This window comes from candidate division WOR-3 bacterium (genome assembly GCA_016934535.1).
Taxonomy (GTDB): Bacteria; SDB-A; SDB-A; order SDB-A; family SDB-A; genus JAFGIG01.
Window position 1 is genome coordinate 1 of the sequence record JAFGSQ010000018.1, and the last position, 19,203, is coordinate 19,203.

The 19,203-nt window shown below is 42.0% G+C and carries 15 protein-coding genes; 5 read left to right on the forward strand and 10 right to left on the reverse strand.

The genetic code is table 11. The features are described from left to right. The 7 genes from JXL83_03685 to rpsU form a co-directional block, all read right to left on the reverse strand. Nucleotides 1-404 (reverse strand): hypothetical protein (locus tag JXL83_03685; protein ID MBN2363212.1); only part of this gene is annotated, 404 nt, incomplete at its 3' end. Nucleotides 405-416: 12 nt separating this feature from the next. After that, a complete protein-coding gene (locus tag JXL83_03690) occupies nt 417-677 on the reverse strand; it encodes a hypothetical protein (protein ID MBN2363213.1) in 261 nt (86 codons plus the stop codon). Between the two features lie 151 nt (nt 678-828). Next, nucleotides 829-2,568 (reverse strand): serine/threonine-protein phosphatase, encoded by a 1,740-nt coding sequence (locus JXL83_03695; GenBank protein MBN2363214.1) that lies wholly within the window; start codon nt 2,566-2,568, stop codon nt 829-831. Nucleotide 2,569: 1 nt separating this feature from the next. Next, nucleotides 2,570-4,399, reverse strand: a complete 1,830-nt coding sequence (locus JXL83_03700; protein MBN2363215.1) for a sigma-70 family RNA polymerase sigma factor — start codon at nt 4,397-4,399, stop codon at nt 2,570-2,572. After that, nucleotides 4,399-6,048 carry a DNA primase gene (gene dnaG / locus JXL83_03705; protein ID MBN2363216.1) on the reverse strand — a complete coding sequence of 550 codons (1,650 nt, stop codon included), beginning with the start codon at nt 6,046-6,048 and terminating at the stop codon, nt 4,399-4,401. Before dnaG ends, JXL83_03700 begins: the two co-directional genes overlap by 1 nt. A 5-nt stretch (nt 6,049-6,053) precedes the next feature. Beyond that, complete coding sequence (locus JXL83_03710; protein ID MBN2363217.1) at nt 6,054-8,351, reverse strand: Smr/MutS family protein; 2,298 nt, start codon at nt 8,349-8,351, stop codon at nt 6,054-6,056. 31 nt (nt 8,352-8,382) lie between these two features. Beyond that, nucleotides 8,383-8,565 carry a 30S ribosomal protein S21 gene (gene rpsU, locus JXL83_03715; protein ID MBN2363218.1) on the reverse strand — a complete coding sequence of 61 codons (183 nt, stop codon included), beginning with the start codon at nt 8,563-8,565 and terminating at the stop codon, nt 8,383-8,385. Nucleotides 8,566-8,839: 274 nt separating this feature from the next. Between rpsU and JXL83_03720 the strand changes: the two genes are divergently transcribed. The 5 genes from JXL83_03720 to JXL83_03740 are packed head-to-tail and all read left to right on the forward strand — an operon-like array spanning nt 8,840 to nt 14,643. Then, nucleotides 8,840-10,468 (forward strand): peptidyl-prolyl cis-trans isomerase, encoded by a 1,629-nt coding sequence (locus tag JXL83_03720; GenBank protein ID MBN2363219.1) that lies wholly within the window; start codon nt 8,840-8,842, stop codon nt 10,466-10,468. 11 nt (nt 10,469-10,479) lie between these two features. After that, the gene (locus JXL83_03725) at nt 10,480-11,445 is read left to right on the forward strand and encodes a hypothetical protein (GenBank protein MBN2363220.1); all 966 of its coding nucleotides are present in this window, start codon (nt 10,480-10,482) and stop codon (nt 11,443-11,445) included. Beyond that, a complete protein-coding gene (locus tag JXL83_03730; protein ID MBN2363221.1) occupies nt 11,445-12,857 on the forward strand; it encodes an MBOAT family protein in 1,413 nt (470 codons plus the stop codon). Before JXL83_03725 ends, JXL83_03730 begins: the two co-directional genes overlap by 1 nt. Nucleotides 12,858-12,866: 9 nt before the next feature. Continuing rightward, nucleotides 12,867-13,874 carry a DUF459 domain-containing protein gene (locus JXL83_03735; protein MBN2363222.1) on the forward strand — a complete coding sequence of 336 codons (1,008 nt, stop codon included), beginning with the start codon at nt 12,867-12,869 and terminating at the stop codon, nt 13,872-13,874. Next, nucleotides 13,864-14,643 carry a hypothetical protein gene (locus JXL83_03740; protein MBN2363223.1) on the forward strand — a complete coding sequence of 260 codons (780 nt, stop codon included), beginning with the start codon at nt 13,864-13,866 and terminating at the stop codon, nt 14,641-14,643. The genes JXL83_03735 and JXL83_03740 overlap by 11 nt, the downstream gene beginning before the upstream one ends. Nucleotides 14,644-14,694: 51 nt before the next feature. On the opposite strand, the gene JXL83_03745 is transcribed toward JXL83_03740, so the two are convergent. The 3 genes from JXL83_03745 to JXL83_03755 form a co-directional block, all read right to left on the reverse strand. Further along, nucleotides 14,695-15,108, reverse strand: a complete 414-nt coding sequence (locus tag JXL83_03745; protein ID MBN2363224.1) for a hypothetical protein — start codon at nt 15,106-15,108, stop codon at nt 14,695-14,697. Beyond that, nucleotides 15,108-17,078 carry a PTS sugar transporter subunit IIA gene (locus tag JXL83_03750; GenBank protein MBN2363225.1) on the reverse strand — a complete coding sequence of 657 codons (1,971 nt, stop codon included), beginning with the start codon at nt 17,076-17,078 and terminating at the stop codon, nt 15,108-15,110. Before JXL83_03750 ends, JXL83_03745 begins: the two co-directional genes overlap by 1 nt. A gap of 712 nt (nt 17,079-17,790) precedes the next feature. Continuing rightward, on the reverse strand, nt 17,791-19,203 hold a 1,413-nt coding region (locus tag JXL83_03755), incomplete at its 5' end, for a T9SS type A sorting domain-containing protein (GenBank protein ID MBN2363226.1).

The following is a 19,203-nucleotide window of genomic DNA, read 5'->3' on the forward strand; positions in this document are numbered from 1 at the left end:
GGAAGGATGAGATCCGGATTGGGACCTATGACTGTTCTGTTGTCGTCATAAATCATCTTCCAGAGATACCATCTTTCTCCCCTGGGCTGATACTGCCTCTTCGCGATGTACCAAAGGCAATCGCCTTCTTTTACTATGTAAGTTACATAGTCCGGTGTTCTCGTGAGTTCGGCGATCTGCCTGTTCAATTCACTTTTTCTTGCAAGCAGCTGATCGACTTCAGCTTGAAGCTGATCAACTTCGACTTTGAGCTCATTCACAATGGGACGATTATCAGTTATGCACTGTTCGTACTCTTTGATCTTGTTCAAAGCCTGTTCTTCTGTTAGCGTCTCTTCGGCAAACATTGCTGATACTGCGAATAAGCCAATAAAGAGAGCTAGAATCAATTTTGTATATCTCATCTTTTCCTCCCCTTACAATCCGCGTTCAGCTTTGAGTTCCTGCAGCCTCTGCTCGAGCCTTTCTATTTCAGCCTGTAGGTCGGCTTTCTGCTGCATTAAACTCTGTTTGCGGTTTTCAAGCCTTGTGCGCTCTGATCTGAGACTTTCACATTCCGATTGAACCTGTCTCAGTCTCGCGAGCGTTTCCTGGGACGCGCCCTTAGGTCCGCAGCCTACCGCCAGCAATGACAGAAGAGCTGTGCCCATAAAGACAGCCGTTAAACGCTTCTTCATTTAACAAACCTCCTTTCTACCTTTAAACAATGTTATCACAAGATAACAACGCTTTCTAATTAACAGAATTTCAGTTCCGTGTCAATATCTTTAAAATACAACGTGTACAGCTGAAACAACAATGTTTTTGACTGCATCTGCAAAATGGCTTTCATTGAATGAAAGCCGCCAGGTTTTTGTTAAGTAAAAATATGAATCTGCTCGTCGAGTCGTTCCATACATAAAAATCATCTCTGAGCCCCATGGAGTGAGCGAGAGATCTGGCTATTCTCAGGTTTTTCTCGGAAGAGAGTATTCTCGTCTGGTTTTTCTGAGCTGTGTCGGGGGATTCAATTACCGCCACGATTCTTATCGGTGTTCTGTTTATCATCGCTTTATCCAACGACCTGAAAAGCCTTGTCGCGAGTGTGTCGTCAGGATATCTCGTTATGATGCAGACATTCAATGTATCTATGTCAAAGTCTTCCAGCGCCGAAGTGTCGGGCAGGAAATTCCCGGTGTTTACTAGATCATCCCCAGTCTCGATAACAAGGTGCAAAGTCCTTACAGTCGGCGCCAGTGAATCAGGAAAAATGGCTTCAAACAGATCCAGAATTTTCATGGAATTAACCGAATTTTCAGGCACTGAAAAGAGATTCAGCGAGCTTATAAAAGTGTCGGTGCCGTAGCCGTTCAATATTGCATAACTCACACCGGGAGCCAAACTGTCGAAAATTGAATCGATGCCGTTTGAAATCAGTATCTGCGCTTTCGTCGCCGTTCCTGCTATCTTTGACACATTTACAATATCAATCCTGTAAAACGAATCGCTCGAGGCGGATGAATTTACAATGTTTTGTGAATTGTCCCCCTGATTCACCGTGCCGTTCGTCACAGGTTTTTTTCTCTGAAGGAAATTGAAAGGATTGAATATGACTGCCAGAATGAGAAGAACAAACGGTATGAGTGCGTAAAGAATCTTTATATTGAAACTTCTCTCCTTTTTCGTCTTCTTTCTGTTTTCTTTTTCCGTACGAGGTTTTTTTCCCGTTTCGTCTGCAGCATACTCATCCGGATGGGCTTCGGTTGTTTCATCGTCGGTTTGGATCGGTTCCAGTTCGTCTTCACTGTTTAAGGTTAAAGTCAACCTTCTTTCCGGGACGTCTGAATGCTGGACAGGGACCTCGCTGAATTTTATCACCGCCGCTGTAGCGTCGTCGTCAGACCCTCCTTTGACGGCGGTAGAAATGATCACTCCGGGGAGCTCTTCGGAATATCTGTACAGACAAGCTTCCCTTATCTCTCCGTCGTCAATGAAATCCGTCACTCCGTCCGAGGTCATTAAAAACAGGTCTCCCTGTTTTATGTTGACAGAAAAAACCTCCGGTTCGATGACAGGCCTTGAGCCGACAGAGCCTGTCAGAATATTTCTCATGGTCCGGTCTTTGCCCTGTCCTTTATCCTGTTCGGCTGACCAGCTGAAATCTTTGGACACCATTTTCAGCGTTCTGTCTCTCAAAAGATAAACTTTGGAATCGCCGATATTGGCGACAGAAACCGAATGACTTTTGACGACAAGAATAGACACAGAAGCGCCGACTCCTTTTCTGTCGTTTCTTTCCTTCCAATCCCTGTAAAACTTGCCGTTTATTTCCTTCAGAGTCTGAACAAGCCGTTCTTTAGTCGTTCTGCTTGTTTCGTCAGTGTAAAATTTTTCAATAATTTCCCTTGCGACGTATTCAGAAGAGACGGGAGCGTCACTTCTTCCTCCAAAGCCGTCCACTACAATAAAAAGAGCGCCTTTTCTTTCCAAGTCGTTCTGGTTTTCAACCGAAACCCAGGTAAAAACGTCTTCATTCCGCGAAGTTTTGGACCCTTTAACACTTTTGTAATTTAAATTTATTCTGCTCATTTTACTCCGACATTTCCCTGAATTGCTCCAGCTGTCTCGAACGCGCTTTCAGCCTGAGTTTTTTCAGCGCTTTAGTTTCTATTTGTCGTATTCTCTCTCTGGTGACCCCAAAAATCATCCCTACTTCCTCGAGCGTTTTCGGACATCCGTCTTCGATACCGAACCTGTATACGAGGACCTTCTTTTCCCTCTCCGTGAGAGTATTCAACACCCCTCTCAGTCTTTCGTCGAGCATTGCGTTTGCAGCCACCTGCAGAGGTGAAGCTTCCTTAATGTCCTCGATGAAATCCCCGAAAAATGCGTCATCGCTGTCGCCTATGGGTCTGTCAAGCGAAACCGTGTCCTGCCCGACATTGAAGACAGCATAGATTTTTTCAATAGGTATGTCAAGTTTTTCGGCTATTTCTTCGGGAGTCGGTTCCTGACCGGTTTTCTGTTTGTAAACCGAAATCTCTTTCAGCACCTTGTGCATCACTTCTATCATATGGACAGGCACTCTGACAGTTCTTCCCTGATCTGCCAGAGCCCTGCTTATGGCTTGCCTTATCCACCATGTGGCATATGTGCTGAACTTGTAACCCTTTCTCCAGTCAAATTTATCCACTGCTCTCATCAAACCTACGTTGCCTTCCTGAATCAGGTCGAGGAAATCGAGTCCCTGATGACTTGATTTACGGGCTATGGAAATGACCAGTCTGACATTGGCTTCTATCATTTTCTTTTTTGCTTCGTTAACTCTGCTGTTTGCGTCGGATATCTTCTGCAGGGTTTCTTTTGTTTTCAAATACGTCGCCATCGCTTCGTCTTCCATTTTTTTCTGCTCTCTGGCGAATTCGAAAAGTTTTTCAATGTCTTTGTCTATGTTTTCATTCTTTTTCCTGGCAGTTGATATTGAAGACGAGTTAATTGATTTTACGGCTTTGACAATTTTATCGTGTTCTTCGGGCAGATAATCCATTTGAGGTTTTACCAGAGATCTGACGCTTTTCCACCTTTTTTCATGTTGACATCTCAGACTGCAATAGCCGTCAAAATGTTTTTTCAGTGCGTCGACGCATTTTTCGACGATTTTAATGTGCAGTCTGTCGTAAAAATCCCACGAATCTATATCCTGTTTAACGGGAGGATTGACAAGGTTCATAATAGATCTGGATATGTCCGTCAGGATTTTTTCTTTTTCAGTCCTCGTAGATTTTTTTTTAAGATTTCTGTATTTCTTTTCTATGCCGTTTATCTTTCCGACGAGAAACTGCTTTTTCTTCCAGACAACGTATCTCATGGGGAAAAGCAGGTCTTTTTCGTCTTCGGGATAAAAGAAAAGCTTCAAAAAATCACCGACGTTCTGACTTTTTGATTTTTCTATGTCTTCTTTGATTTTCAGAAAGTGTTCGACTCCCGTCATGCAGGAAAAAACAAAATCGGCGATCTCAATTTCAGCCTGTTCCTTTTCTTTGGCGACGACAATTTCGTCCTGTCTTGTAAGAAGCTTGGTGTTTTTAAGTTCCTGCATGTATAGCTTTGTGGGATCGTCGAAGGCTTTTATGTTGTGGATTTTGAGAACTTTTTGTTTTTTCAGGTTTTCGAGCTGTTCGTTCCTTATTACTATGTCGTTTTTTTTCAAGTGGGAACAGATGTCTTCGAAAACGTCTTCAGCAGTCAGGCTGTCTGGTATGAGGCCGTTTATTTCCTCATACGAAATTACGTTACGCTGAGATCTGGCTTTTTTTTCGATTTTTCCCAGAACTGCCTGAAGGTTCTTGTCTCTGTCTATCTTTTTCTTTTTGGCTTTTGAGGGAGCTTGCCCCTTTTTTTTGACTTTCACAGCGGTCATTACTTTCTGCCCTCCCTTATCAGTTTCTGAAGCTGAAGAGCCAGGTCTTTTGTTTCCTCGCCCTTCTGCTGAGCAATCCTTATCTCCCTGATCAAACTGTCCCGGTTTTCTTTAAGAATCAGATTTTCAACATTCTTTTGAAGGTTTTCGAGACTTTCCGCGGCTTCATCCTCCTCGCAAAACTGAAGCCTGAAATACTCCTTTCTCAAAGGCAAATTCTCGCCGCTTTTTTCCACTTCTTCGGCTAAAGTTCTCAAATTCAGACTATTTAACATTTTACTATTAAGATAATCATTTATCCTGGTTTTCGCAACATTTCCAGGCGCATCTTTCCTCCTGGATATTGATAAAATCAAGAGAAGAAGATGCTCTTTTTTGGAGGGTCCTCTGTGAACCGTCTCGAAAGTATCCATTTTAGGACTCTTTGAACAGTAATCGTCAATATCCGGAACTCCAAGAGAAGTCGAGGCTTTCCTCTTCCATTCTTCTCGCAGTATCTTGTCGGGTATAAGATTCAAGACTTCGATTATCCTGAGAGCGAGCTTCGATTTTTCAGGGGGAGAAGAAGGAAAATAATGATTTTGGAAAAAATCGAGCCACGATATTTTGCCTCGTTCCATGTCCTCTGAGGGATTTTTCGAATTCCTGACAAGATCGTCAGGATCTTTGTGCTCATCGGTTTTGATGACTTCCACGTCAAGGCCTGTGCTCAAAAGTATCTCTATCGCCCTTACGGCCGCTTTCTGTCCGGATTCATCGGAGTCGTAAAAAACCGAAACGGCATCGGAGTATTTTTTGAGCAATCTTGCCTGATCAACAGTCAGGGAAGTGCCGCAGGATGCAACCGCGTTTTCAAATCCCGCTCTGAATAAAGAGATCACGTCCATGTATCCTTCGACAAGAATAAAACCGGGTTTTTTTATGACCGACTTTTTTGCCAGGTTCAATGCGTAAAGCACCGAACTTTTATCATAAATCTCCATTTGACGTGAATTCAGATATTTTGGACCTTTACCGTTCAAGTGTCTTCCTCCGAAAGCCAGTACTTTTCCTCCGGAGTCAAAAATAGGGAACATAAGTCTGTCATTAAAAGTCTCGTAATAAGAACCGTAATTATTTTTCGTCAAAAGTCCTGCTTTTTCAAGAAAATCGACGGAAAATCCCGTTTTTTTCGCCTCGGCTGCAAGTCCGCCTTTTGAATAACCTAATCGGAAGCGTGAAATGATCTCTTCATCGAGGCCTCTTTTTGCAAGATAATTTCTGACTTCCGCGCCAGCGGTGCTTTTGAGACAATTTTGGTAAAAAACGCACGCAAATTCCATGGCGTCATAGAGATCTTTTCCCGTCTTGTTTTCTCCAGAAAGAGACACTCCAGCCCTTTTCGCTAATTTCTTCAGGGCTTCGGAAAAATCAATATTTTCTATCTGCATGAGAAAGTTAAAAGCGTTTCCTCCGGCACCGCAGCCGAAACAATAATAGAGATTTTTCTGAGGAGAAACAGTGAACGAAGGGGTTTTCTCCGTATGAAAAGGGCAAAGGCCTTTGAAATCCTTGCCCGAAGGAACGAGCTTGACGAATTCAGATATAAGCTCGACTATCTGTGTTTTTTCAAGGACTTCATCTATTTTCGTGTTGCTTTTCGCTTCCACTCGCTTCACCTGAAAAACAGAACGGTGACTCCGTCTCCGCCTTCATTTGGCTGTCCCGCTCTATGTCTGATCTTGTTGGCGTCCAGGTATTCCTTTATCCTTTTTTTAAGCTTGCCGGTGCCCACTCCGTGAATTACAGTGACGAAAGGATGATCGGCAAAAACCGCGTCGTCTATAAATATTTCCAATTGTTCCAGAGCCGTGTCGGAATCCAGTCCCCTGAGATCGGTACTCGTCTTGAAATCTCTGTCTCTTGCAAGAACTATCCTCTCTTTTGACTTCAACTCGCCTTCTGTTTCAGAATAAGTCAAATCCTCTGGCAGACAGACTATTTTCACTTTGTTTGTTTTTACGACATATCTGTCTTTTTCCTTTTTTATTATTTCTCCGGCTGATTTGAGTGATTTTATAAACACTTTATCTCCAGGGGCAAAATCCCGATCGGATTTTTTTTCTTTCTTTTTTTTGCTCCCTTTTTCGACAAAAGCTTTCCTGTATTCTTCTATGCTGGTTTTTGAAGCATTGGTCTCTCTCAAAAGTTTGATTATTTCTTCGGCTTTTTTTCGGGTTTGAGAAATAATTTCGGCTTTTTCCGTTTCTGCCTTCCTTTCGAAGTCATCTTTCTCCCGCTCAAGCGATTCTTCAAGCATTTTCAATTGTTCGGATTTCTCTTTTTGCGCCTTGAGTTCCATTTCCGTTTCTTTTTCGTTCCTGAGGCTTTTCTCGAGTGTTTTTTTCAACTGTTCGACTGTAATTTCGTACGATAATTGCTCCTGAGGCATCAGAGACAGAGCTCTTTCGGTTATCTCTTCCGGAAAACCGTATTTTCTTGCGATTTCGAAGGTGTAGGACGAACCGGGAAGCCCCATGGTCAGCTTGTAGGTCGGCTCAAAACTCGGAGTGTCTATATCCATTGAAGCATTAACTATTTTCTCCATGTCTTCCACCGCGGCCTTAAGCTGAACAATATTCGTCGTAGCGACAACCGTGCTTCCATTCCCGACCAGAGCTTCTATGAAAGCCGCGGCCAGCGCCGCGCCTTTTCCCGGATCGGTTGAACTGCCGATCTCATCAATTAAAACAAGCGTCTTGCCGTTTGATACGCCCCATATCATGTTCCATCTTTTAAGCCTCGCTGTGAAAGTCGAGATGTCCTCTTCTATTGACTGCCTGTCTCCCCCGTCGCATATCACTTCTAAATCGAAAGGAATAGAGGTCTCATCCGAAACAGGCGGGTGGATTCCTATGTAAGAAAGAAGCACGGTTATACCGACCGTTTTCAGTGCTATGGTCTTTCCTCCCGCGTTAGGCCCGCTTATCAGGACTGCTTTCTTGCCGGGCGGAAGTTCCATGTCCAACGGGACAGCCGCTTCTCTGCCTTTCAATATACAAAGAAGAGGGTGTCTGGCGCCGGCAAGCTTGAACGGGCCTTCAACCGGTTGTACTCCTTCAAGCTTTTCAGAAAACCTCGCTTTTGCCAGCGCCGAATCGAGGCGGCATGAGATGTCGAAAATGTTTATAAGATCTTCTCTTGCGTCAAGGACCTCTTCAGTCAAAGCCCTGAGTATCCTTTTTATTTCCCATTGCTCGTCCCTGATAAGCGTCTGAAGCCTGTTGTTTTCTTCAACCAGTTCGAAGGGTTCCATGAATACAGTCGCACCGCTCTCCGAGACGTCGTGAACGAGACCGCCGAGAGATCTTTGCTTTTCAGTCTTTACAGCCAAAACATATCTTTCTGAGCGCTGAGTAATGAAGTTTTCCTGAAGGGAGTCTTTGTATTTTTCGCATACATCTTTTGCACGTTTTGAAAGCAATTTGGATTGAGAAGCAATTTGCTTTCTGATTCTCGCCAACTCATGGCTCGCCGTATCTTTTATCGATCCGTCTTTGTCGACGGCTTTATTTATATTTTTTCCCAGATCGCTTTGACAGTCCATCTGAGAAATCATCCGAAAGGTCAACGGATATTTAAAATCATGCGGAGCGAGAGCTTTTTTTGTTTCTGAGGCCATAACGGTCAGTTGACCGAGCGAATACAGTTCGAGAGGAGAAATCCCTCTCGCTTTTTCGAACGCGGAATCAAATATGCTGTCGACAGGAGCAAGTCTGTCGAACGTGAGATTCAAATCACTGGAAATTTTTCTCCACTCCGCCGTCAGGCAGAGCAGATCGCGGACAATAACTTTATCCGCGACCGGCATTGTCTTTTTTAATTTTTCCGCACTGAAAGGGCTCGAACATTCATTCGAGATTTTTTCAAGGATAGAAAAGTAATCGAGAATCCTGCAAGATTCTTTATCCATCCGTATAAATTTTCACTTCAAGCCGAAAGGCTTATTTTCTTATGACTCTGCGCCTGTTCGAGAGACTTTTTTTCTTTCTTTCCTCGCTCGGTTTCTCGTATCTTTCGTTTTTCTTGAAGTCGCTTAAAATTCTCTCTTGTTCGCAGATTCTCTTAAATCTTTTGAGTGCCGATTCAAACGATTCGTTTTCTCTGACTTTAACACCGACTGACATACTCTATCCCATCCTCCTTGTTTACTTGAGTTGAAATAAAACAAAAAACCTCTCCCCTTCTTAAAGATAAAGATTGATTTGATTTTTTTTCGACTATAACAGCATTTTTTTTCTTTGTCAATTGCAAACTTCTCAAAATTTTAACTTGAATCAAGGGTTTATAAAATCCGTAAAACATTGTTATTGAAAATCTTTTATTTGTCTTATATAATCGTCGTTAAAAAATTCCAAAACAGTTGGTGTTGGCTGAATCTTTGTCACGGAGGGATATACAATGAAATCTATATTTTCCGCAATAATTTTCTCACTTTTTGCTTCCGCCGTTATTTCAGGATCGTCGGGTGATTTTTTCTTTTCATCGGACAATGACACGACTATTTCTTTTTCTGACATCATAACATACAGAAACTTCATCGACTCGACGAATTTCAGCGGATTTTTCCTCCTCAAATATTATTCCCTCGAGGCTTACGAAAACGGATTGGCTCTGGAAGAATCTTTGTCTCTTGAAGCTATAGCAAGGGAAACGCTTTACAAACACGCCTATAGTAAATACGGCAGATTCGATTTTACGCCTGTTCCGGAATATCTCGACAGCGTTCATAAAATGAGCGCTTTCTCCGTCAGAGGCGCCTTTATATGCACGAAAGACTCCCTTCTGGCCGAAAAAGTCCGGACTGAATTGTCCGGTTACACTGAACTCGGCGACAGCCTTTTTACAGCAAAAACCGAATCGCTTTTTTTCGAATACGCCGACCCGAGAATTTCAGGCATCGCCGAAGTGTCCTGGGAAAACGTCATGTATCCGCTCAGAGACGCCTTGTTTTCCCTCGAAGATTTTTCGGTTGGCCCCGTCATTCGCTTTCCGACTTTTTACGTTGTTCCTGTCAGACTTCAGACAAAGGAAAAAGACCCCATTCTGCCTGACACTATGAACGCCGATTGGCTAGTGTTCGTAACTTCTCTGTCACAAACCGACTACAAGATAAAAAGCATTCTCGAAGCAATCGAAATCGCAAAACCAGTTTACGTCTCTTCGACCATGGATTTATTTGTCATGGCGGACAGCGCAAAATTCGACACGATCCCGTTTCCCATGTTCCCTCAGATCTCCAGGGAAGACTCCTTGAGAACAGTATGCCGATACCTCGACGATGAAATGTCCGCGGGTGAAATGATGCTCAGATTCCGAAGAAGAGGACTTTTTCCGAGACTCGGCGACACGGTCAATTTGCGTTTTGAAATAGAAAGACAGCTGATTCTCGAAGACGCCTTTACAATGCCTCATCTAGAGAACCTGAGAAACGATCCTCTCATAGCTTCTGAAATCGAGCTTCTTCAGAATGAATTTCTGTACAATCTCCTGAAAAAAAGGATTGAAGATACTGTTTTCGTCGACATGGAAGAAATGCGGGCATTTTACGAAAGAAACAAGGAAAATTATCTGCTTCCCGAAAGACTCGGATATTCCATATTTTTATCGGGCGACAGTTCCTTTTCAGATTCGATAAAAAACCTTGTCGTGAGAGGTTTTTCTTTTGATTCGCTGGCTCGTCTTCATTCCACTCACACGACGGCCAAAGAAGGAGGAGCGGCAGGTTACAGAGCGAGAGATCTTTACGGAACCTTACAGCCTGTAATGCAGGATATGAACAAGGGAGACGTGTCCGATTTGTTCAAGACAATTGACGGATGGGCATTCGTAAAGGTAACCGAGATTATTCCCCCTGCCTACCAGCCGTTTGACAGCATTCAGGTCAGAATTAAAAATGAAACGAGAAATGAGAAATTGGAAAAAACATTCATGGGATTCATGGAATACTTAAAGATGAAACATCACGTAGTCATAAACATAAACAGTCTGGTTTTGTCTTTCCTGAGGGAAATGTTCTTTCACAACTGAAAGAATTTAGTTTGACTTTCACTTCAGCAATACTGATGACCAGCGTTTTTTTCAGCCAAACCTCACCGGCTGAGCTGACCTTGAACCCTCCGCTCAGCGAATACGGCATCGACAGCGTCAGAATCTCCGTAATTTACCCCAAACATTTCAGTGAAGAGCTTCCCGTCGTGATCTTTCTGCCCGGATATGACGGAAATCCGGAGTGGTATTTCGACTTTCTAGGAATTGAGAAAATTGTCGAAAAAGCTTCCTCTGAAAATCCTTTCATGTCAGTGATTGTTGATCCGTCCTCCGGTCCGCACGCCTGCTTTTACATCAACTCCGATGTCTCTGGAAACTGGGAAGATTTTATCTGCAATTTTCTCCCGGAAACAATAAGCAAATGGGCTCTGGAAAACCTCGGCGCCGGAACAGGCAATTTTTGCCTGATAGGTCACTCCCTCGGCGGATTCGGAGCTCTCCGAATAGGCGCCAGACACCCGGAAATCTTCCCTTTTGTCGGATCCGTTTCGGGCATAGTTACAGTCGAAGTTTTGCCTGAATGGCTGAAATACGTCGAGAAAGAAGGAGTCTGGAGTGAAAGAGAGAATTGGGGGATTCAACATTTCTTCACAAGACTGTCTCATCAGATGTGTGTTAATTTCACCGGCATAAAAGAGCCGGAACTTTTTGAATTTCATCGCGGCGTGTTACGCCTCGACGAACAGCTTATGAGCCGGATGAGATCGGGTGATTTCGATATTCTCGCTTCCTCAAGAAACGGCTCTCTTGTATTTTCAAACGAAAAAATTTACGTGTCGTCCGGTACCAGAGACATTGTGTGCGATGTAGACTTTCACGAGGAGCTGTGCCGGATTCTGGAATCAAAACTCCCCGCTTCCAGTCTCAAATGTGAAACCCCCGACGGTGACCACATAAGCATTCTGGGCGGTGAAATTGAAAACTGTTTGACATTTTTCTTTCAAGGAGAAGACTGATGCTGTTTCCGACTGTCGAATTCGGAATATTTTTCTTCATCGTTTTTGCCGCCAGCTGGCTTCTCAAAGACAAAATCCTGCCGCGGAAAATAGTCCTTCTGGTAGCAAGTTACATTTTTTACGGATGGTGGGACTGGCGTTTCACTTTTCTTCTGTTCCTTTGTTCTTTTGGAAATTACATGTTCGGTCTGGCTATGTCGGATTCGAAAAACGGACACCACAGGAAAGCAATTATTGCCGTAGCCGTAGTGTGGAACCTGACTATACTCGGCTTTTTCAAATACTACGGATTTTTCGTCTCGTCCCTGAACAACTTCCTTTCGTTCGCCGGTATGGGTTCAAGCATGTCGGTTCTCAACATAATTCTGCCCGTCGGAATCTCTTTTTTCACTTTTCAGGCCATGAGTTACGTCATAGACGTATACAGAAAGGAAATACCGGCTTCCAAATCCATCGTGGACGTTTTGCTGTTCGTGTCCTTCTTCCCCCAGCTCGTTGCGGGTCCCATAGTCCGGGCGAAAGATTTCATACCCCAGCTTTCTCTCAAACCCGATCCGAAAAAAATACCGGCCGCGAGAGCCTTTGTCCTCATTTCAGCCGGCTTGTTTAAAAAAGTAATAATTGCGAACTACCTGGCAACCGAAATTGTAGATCCCGTTTTTGAAAATCCGGCCGCATTTTCCTCTCTCGACGCTTTGTTTGCCGTTTATGGCTACGCCGTACAGATATACTGCGATTTCAGCGCTTACAGTGAAATAGCAATAGGGATTGCCGCGTTGCTCGGTTACTACTTCCAGGACAATTTTAATTATCCGTACAAGGCTCAATCTATAAGAGATTTCTGGAGAAGATGGCACATATCACTTTCGACTTGGCTCAGGGATTATTTATACATACCTCTCGGCGGTTCAAAAAAAGGGAAATTCAGGACATATGTCAACCTCGCGATAACGATGCTGCTCGGAGGTCTTTGGCACGGAGCGGCCTGGAATTTTGTATTATGGGGAGCCCTCCACGGTTTTGGTCTCGGAGTGGAAAGATTTTTTATAGACAAATTCGGCGATAAAAAAAGAAAAGTATTGTGGCAGGTCCTTTCTACTGTTTTCGTCTTTCACTTCGTATGTCTGAGCTGGATATTTTTCAGATCGCGTTCATTCTCTCTCGCCTTTGAATATCTGCGGTCTTTCGGAAACATCTCGTCACCGGTGACAAACATAACTCCTTTTGTCTTCCTGCTCGTCTTCATAGGGATAGCTATGCATTTCACACCTCCGGCTCCGGGCAAATGGATACGCTCCAATTTCAATAGACTGCCGGTTGTAGTGCAGGGTATAATTTTAGGCGTGGTTCTTCTTATGGTCAGCGCTTTCGGCCCCGAAGGGGTCGCTCCGTTCATATACTTCAGGTTTTAGGGGGAACGCATGGACTTCATGGAAAAATTTAAAAGCGAAAAAAATTACGATATTTCAACGGTAACAAAAATACTTTTTGTCTGCCTGATTTTCATTATTCTTTTTGACTCGACAGGTCTTTATAACTGGGCAAAAAAACTCAGCGTAGGACCGGCGAGGACTTTTTTCGTCACACTGACTGAACCTCTCGCTTTCGGGACTTCGGCAATCGGGCTCGATCTGCCCAGAAGGACGCTCAAAAACTCTTTTCTCTTTTCCATGGGCAAACAGAGGGAAGCCGGTTTCATCGCCGCTGAAAACCCGGACTTTACTGATATTCAATACAACTCGGGTAACAATGTTCCTCAGGATAATACCCTCGTCGTCGTCTATTCCTCTTCTTCCCCCATTTCGATACTTCTGATTGGCGATTCCATGATGGGTGACGGACTCGGAACGATGCTCATAAGAGCCATAGACGAAAGCGGCGACATGACGCAAAAGAGATATTTCAAGGTTTCCTCGGGAATGACAAGACCGGATTTTTACAACTGGCCCGCTCAGATAAGGCAGATTTTTTCGACAGAGAACTACGACGTCGTAATAGTAATGATGGGCACCAACGACGCGCAAAATTTCGAAATGGACGGAAAGATTTACACGTACGGAACAGACGAATGGTTCGAAGTTTACAGACAGAGAGTGACCTCTTTCATCGCTCTTTTGACTTTGCACTGCTCAAAAGTTTACTGGATAGGCATGCCGCCTATGCGGAGCTCCGGATACAACTCCAGGATGCAGTCTCTCAACGTCGTTTTTCAGGAAGTCTGCGCCGCCAATCCCGGGGCTCATTATTTTTCGACCGTACCCATCCTCGGCGATGCCTCCGGGAACTATACGACTTATGTCACAGCCAACAACAGACAGGTTCAGGCCAGAGACGAAAAAGACGGCATTCACATGACGAGAGCCGGCGGTCAGCTGGTCGCCGACAGAATTATAGAGAAAATCAGGAGTGATTTCACTTTTGAAGATTAGCCTGATCTTCATTCTCGTATTTTTAAGAGCTTCGATTTCAGACATATCGGACGATTCAGGCAACGTGTTCGTCAATCAAAACCAGAAAAATCTTTTCTGGCAGAGGATAATCCGCTTCAGAAGCGAGAACGACTCTGTTTCTCAGGGTGGAATAGTTTTTTTAGGAAACTCCATTATCGAGGCTTACCAGGTAAACAGATATTTTCCCGGTGTGGCGGTCTACAACAGGGGAATTACCGGCGACAGAATAGGTATCGGCCGTGAAGGCGGAATTTTAAAGCGCTTGAGGGAATCCTGTTTCAAATTGAAACCTTCCAAAATTTTCATGATGATAGGAATAAACGACATAGGCGACAGGTACAAATCAGTTGCCGAAATAGCTGACGGGTACAGACTTTTAGTAAAAACGATTTACGACTCTCTTCCCGATGTCACGTTGTTCGTGCACAGTATCCTCCCTACAGGAGGTGTTTACTCGCGTCTTAATCCGGCAATAGACTCGTTAAACGGTCTTTTGAAAGAAATAGTCGACAGCCTCGACTCTGAAAAATCCGTGTATTACATAGACCTTCACGGAATTTTTGCAGATTCCACCGGAAAAATTAAAAGAGAATTGACTGTCGAGGGACTGCATCTAAAGGAATGCGCTTACGAACTGTGGACTAGCGTAATATGGGATCTTGTCTATTCAGGCCAATGTATATCCATAAACATAACCTTGGACGAGTCTGATCCTTTGTCCGCAGACTCATTTCAATCTTCTGATTGAAAATCGGTTCCCAAAATTTTTACGTTTTCCAACCAGTGTAAAATGACATTCTCAGTGAAATAATAAAACCGGCATATCCAGGCTGGGAAAAAGCTTTATAATATTTTTAATTTCTGTTTCATCAGGTTCGCATAAAATCAAAAGATCGCCTTTGGTCTTATTAATTATCCCCGCTAAATCATCATCGGTTTCGATTTCGGCAACACTCAGATTGATAAACAACCCTTTTGATTTAAAAATTTCTTCAATTTCGTAAGCTTCAAACCACCTTTTTCCTACTTGCTCCTCCTGAATGGCCTCTCTTTTTCTGCCGTTTTGCTGAATTATATTGTCTATAATTCTTTTTTCAATCACCGAAAAAACGTAAGTTTCCGCACAATTTAATTTTGCAAATTCGACGAGAGAATTTATTGTTTTCTGCGAAAGTATTTTTTCAAAGATTATGGCAATCAATTTCAAATACATCAGGGAGACGCTCCAATTTGCAGAATCAGCAAAAACAAAATCAGTATAAGTGAAAACAAAACAACAGGTAAACCATACTTAAGCCAGGTACTGAAATTGATAATCTTGCCTTCGAATTTTTCATAAACTGATAAAGCGACCATGTTCGCGCTGGAGCCAATCATTGTAAGGTTACCGCCCAAACAGCCTCCAAACAGCAGTCCCCACCACAGTATTCCGGTATGTGAAAGACCGATTATTTTCAAACCTTTAACGACAGGAACAAGAGCCGCGATTATGGGAAGATTGTCAACAAAACCCGAAGCCAGCGCGGTAGATATAGTAATTATGACAAGCGCTGTCGCAGTGACGGCATTCTGCGGATTTAGAATGTTACCTATTTGAATGTTTTGGGAAACAGCGGCGATTTGATAGGCAAGTTTTGTCGTAACGCCCGTGTATTCGAGGCAGGCGGCTTTAGCAAAAAGAAACATAAAAAACAGTATTGTCCACCAATCTACGCCTTCGGTTATTAACATTTTCCCGCGTTTTCCTTCAATAAAGACAATGACTCCGGCAAAAGCCAGAGGCACAGCTACAAGCGTTGTATTTGGAAGAAGGTTCAATATTGTATCAATTCTTTTGGAAAAACCTATTAGCAATATCAAAAGTATAAAAAGCAGTCCTCCTATTTTCATTTTCTTTTTATTTTCGACACTGTCCCACGGGTTTATGCTTTTATCCCCATTCTGATTCGTATCCGCTGAAGACGATTTTGCGCGAGCCGGTATGGATTTCCTGAACAATAAAAGCAGAAACAGGGATATGACAACTGTAGCAATAATTGACAATGGAGTCGCCCATCTTAAGAAATCTTCAAATGACAGCCCTCCTGAAAAAGCTATGTATATTCCTATTGGATTTCCAACTAAAGTCAGTGCCGAGCCTATATTTGTTGCGAAAATGAGACTTATTACAAATGGAAAAGGCGGCAAATTCATTTTGCTCGTCAATGACAAGGCTATTGTGACTACAACCAGTATGCCGGTGACTTCACCGGTTAAACCTCCCAAAATTACAGACAAAAGCATAAGAATTAAAAATATTTTTCTCGGATAAAACCCAACTTTTTTTATTATAAAAGAAACAAAAAACTTAAAAATCCCTAAATGGTCGAGCCACGCCACTACTATCATCATTGATATTATAAAAAGGATTGTCGGAATACTCATAAACTCCACTGTCGTAGCCAAATCCATTGTGCCGCTCAGCAGAAGAAAGCTCAATCCGAAAGCGGCAATCGCAACCCTGTAATGCCAAAAAAGAAGCGTTCCAATGACCGTGGAAAAAAATATCCCCGACGCCCATATCTGTTTTGTGACCCAAACGGACTCATTGAACTTAAAGTCTCCGCTTGCAAAAGCTCTGTCACTTATAGGAATTTTAATTATCGGCATTAACAGGCCGAATAATACAAAAATAGCTATAATTGTCCCTATAAAATAGATAAGTTTCAGGTTTTTTTTTAAAAAATGTTCTTTTGGACGGCTGATAATTGTTGAAATGACGGAAGCCGGATCTTTCGCTTTCATAAGATTGTTAATTGTCTCTTCACGGTGCAGGACACTGGCGATTCCCGAGAGATTTTCCAGGTATTCCTCGGGTTTATCCTCAGGTGATATGATCAGTACGACAAGTTTTACGAGTTTCTCGTCTATGCCGTTAAATGAAATACCTTTTTTTAACCTTGCTATGACTATGTAACTTCTTTTGAGACCGGACAATCTGGCGTGCGGCAATGCAATTCCTTTTCCGATTGCCGTGGAACCTTTTTTCTCACGGTCAGTCAACTCGTCGAAGAATTTTTCTTTATCTTTGATTATATTTTTTGAGAATATAAATTTTGCAAAATAACGGAATAATTCCTCTCGCGATTCTACTTCCAAATCGAGTATTACAAAATTCTTATTCAGAATGTCTTTGAATTTCACTTCGATATATTATACTAAAAATTTTTAAAAGCAAGATATTCGGAAAATCAAATTAAAATATATAAGACAATTACACCTTACAGGCGCTGGAAAACCCGGACCATAAAACATGGACTCAGTGCTTAATAGTCCCGCCGGATTAATGACCTTCGTGGTTGATGTCTCTTTTCTGTATTTTCTTTTACTTAGTTTATTCAAAGAAATAAAACAATTTACCACGAAGGCTTTCTTTTTTGCCTATAGCAAATAAGAAAGCTACACGAAGTTAAGAATTAGAACTATAACCGCGAATCCGATTTTTGAATTATAAATTCAAAATATCATCAGTATTTTCGGTATTATTTTGGGTACAAAATAAACCGTAATACAAAAAAAACTGGATCCAATTTTTGAATCGAAGATTCAAAATATCGCTAAAAAAAAAAGAATTAACCGCGAACCCGATTTTTGAATTGTAAATTCAAAATATCGTTACACGAATGAACGCGAATAAGATTTTTTAATCAAAAATTAAAAATATCGGTATTATTTTGGTTACAAAATAAACCGTTGGTACAAATGCGCTGGAAATAAAATATTAATAATCCTTTCCCTGATAATTATCAGGGAAAGGATTTGAAATCACCGTACAATAAGTAACTTTATTCAATAACTTTATAATAGTATTAATCCCTTGATAGCCCTGCTATATCAATTTATGAATTCATTTAGACTATCTTACTATAGTGAATTTTCTATTAATTGAGTGATTACCCACATTGAAAACAAGGAAAAAGGAACCTGAGGAAAGATTTTCTGTATTCAGTTGTATTGATTGATTGTCTGACGTTATTGACCCGTTTGCATTGGTGATAATTCTTCCTGAAAGGTCAAAAATATTGTACGAATAATGTTTGTTAGAACTATTGAATACATTAATAATGTACTTTTCCGACATAGAATTGTAAATCAACCTAATGTCATCTCCAGTATTTGGAATTTGAGAAGTTAGAGATTCATAAGTATCGGATGTTGAAATATAATCTGTATTTAGAAAGTCATTTTTATATCTTATCTCTCCGAAATACCCACAAGTAATCATTGTGTTATTTACAGGGTTATAAAAGAAATCAAGCGGCCAATTGACAGGGCAATCATAATCAACCCATGAAGCACCGCCGTCATATGAGCAATAAAATTTGTGCGTTAGGCTTGGCGGTACATAACCCTGAGCGCCATAAATGTATTCAACAATTATCACATTTTGATTTGGCATGGCAACTTGCTTCAGGTTATATATTTCTTCCTTTTCGAGAATTAACTGCCATGTTTTTCCGCCATTAGTGGTTTTGTAAATATCTTCGTCTACATTACCGACAACACCAACGGAGGGAGTGCAAAAATCCATTACGTGTAAAATACTTAAACCGGTTTGAATTTGACTCCAACTATCTCCGCCGTCTTCTGTCTTAAGAAAGATGCCGTCAGTTCCACAAATAAAACCATTGTTATTGTCAACAAAACAAATTCTTCTCAAATGATTCGAAATCGGATTATCTAAATTTACTTTCTTCCAATTATATCCATGATCAGTGGATTTCATAATAGTGCCATTACTTCCGACTGCCACCGCATTGTTGAAGCTAACATATTCTACGTCATACATCACAGTGTTTAAATTTACGTTGGCCAAACACCAATTTTGGCCTGCATTTGTTGTGTAGATTATATAACCTGAAGGATCAGAAGGCTCCCCTCCGACTGCAATACCGTAAGTGCCGTCAAAAAATGATATCCCAAATAAAATACTGTTAACTGGCGTTGTTTGAAGAGTCCAAGTTGAACCTGAATTTGTGCTTTTCAACACAGTACCAAGTTTTCCTGATGCGTAACCGATGTTTCCATTTTGAGGAAAATCAATTGCAAAAAGATCATTGACCGTTATTGAATTGTCGATTTTTATCCAAGTGATACCGTTATCAATGGATTTCAATATGCTTCCGCAGTGTCCGACAGTGTAAAAAATTCCGGATTTATAGATTGTTTTTAATAGACTTGAATTTGCCGGATTACTAATTTTCGTCCACGTCATTCCCATGTCTGTTGAACGAAGAATCTTTGGCGGATTACCAAGAATACCACCTAC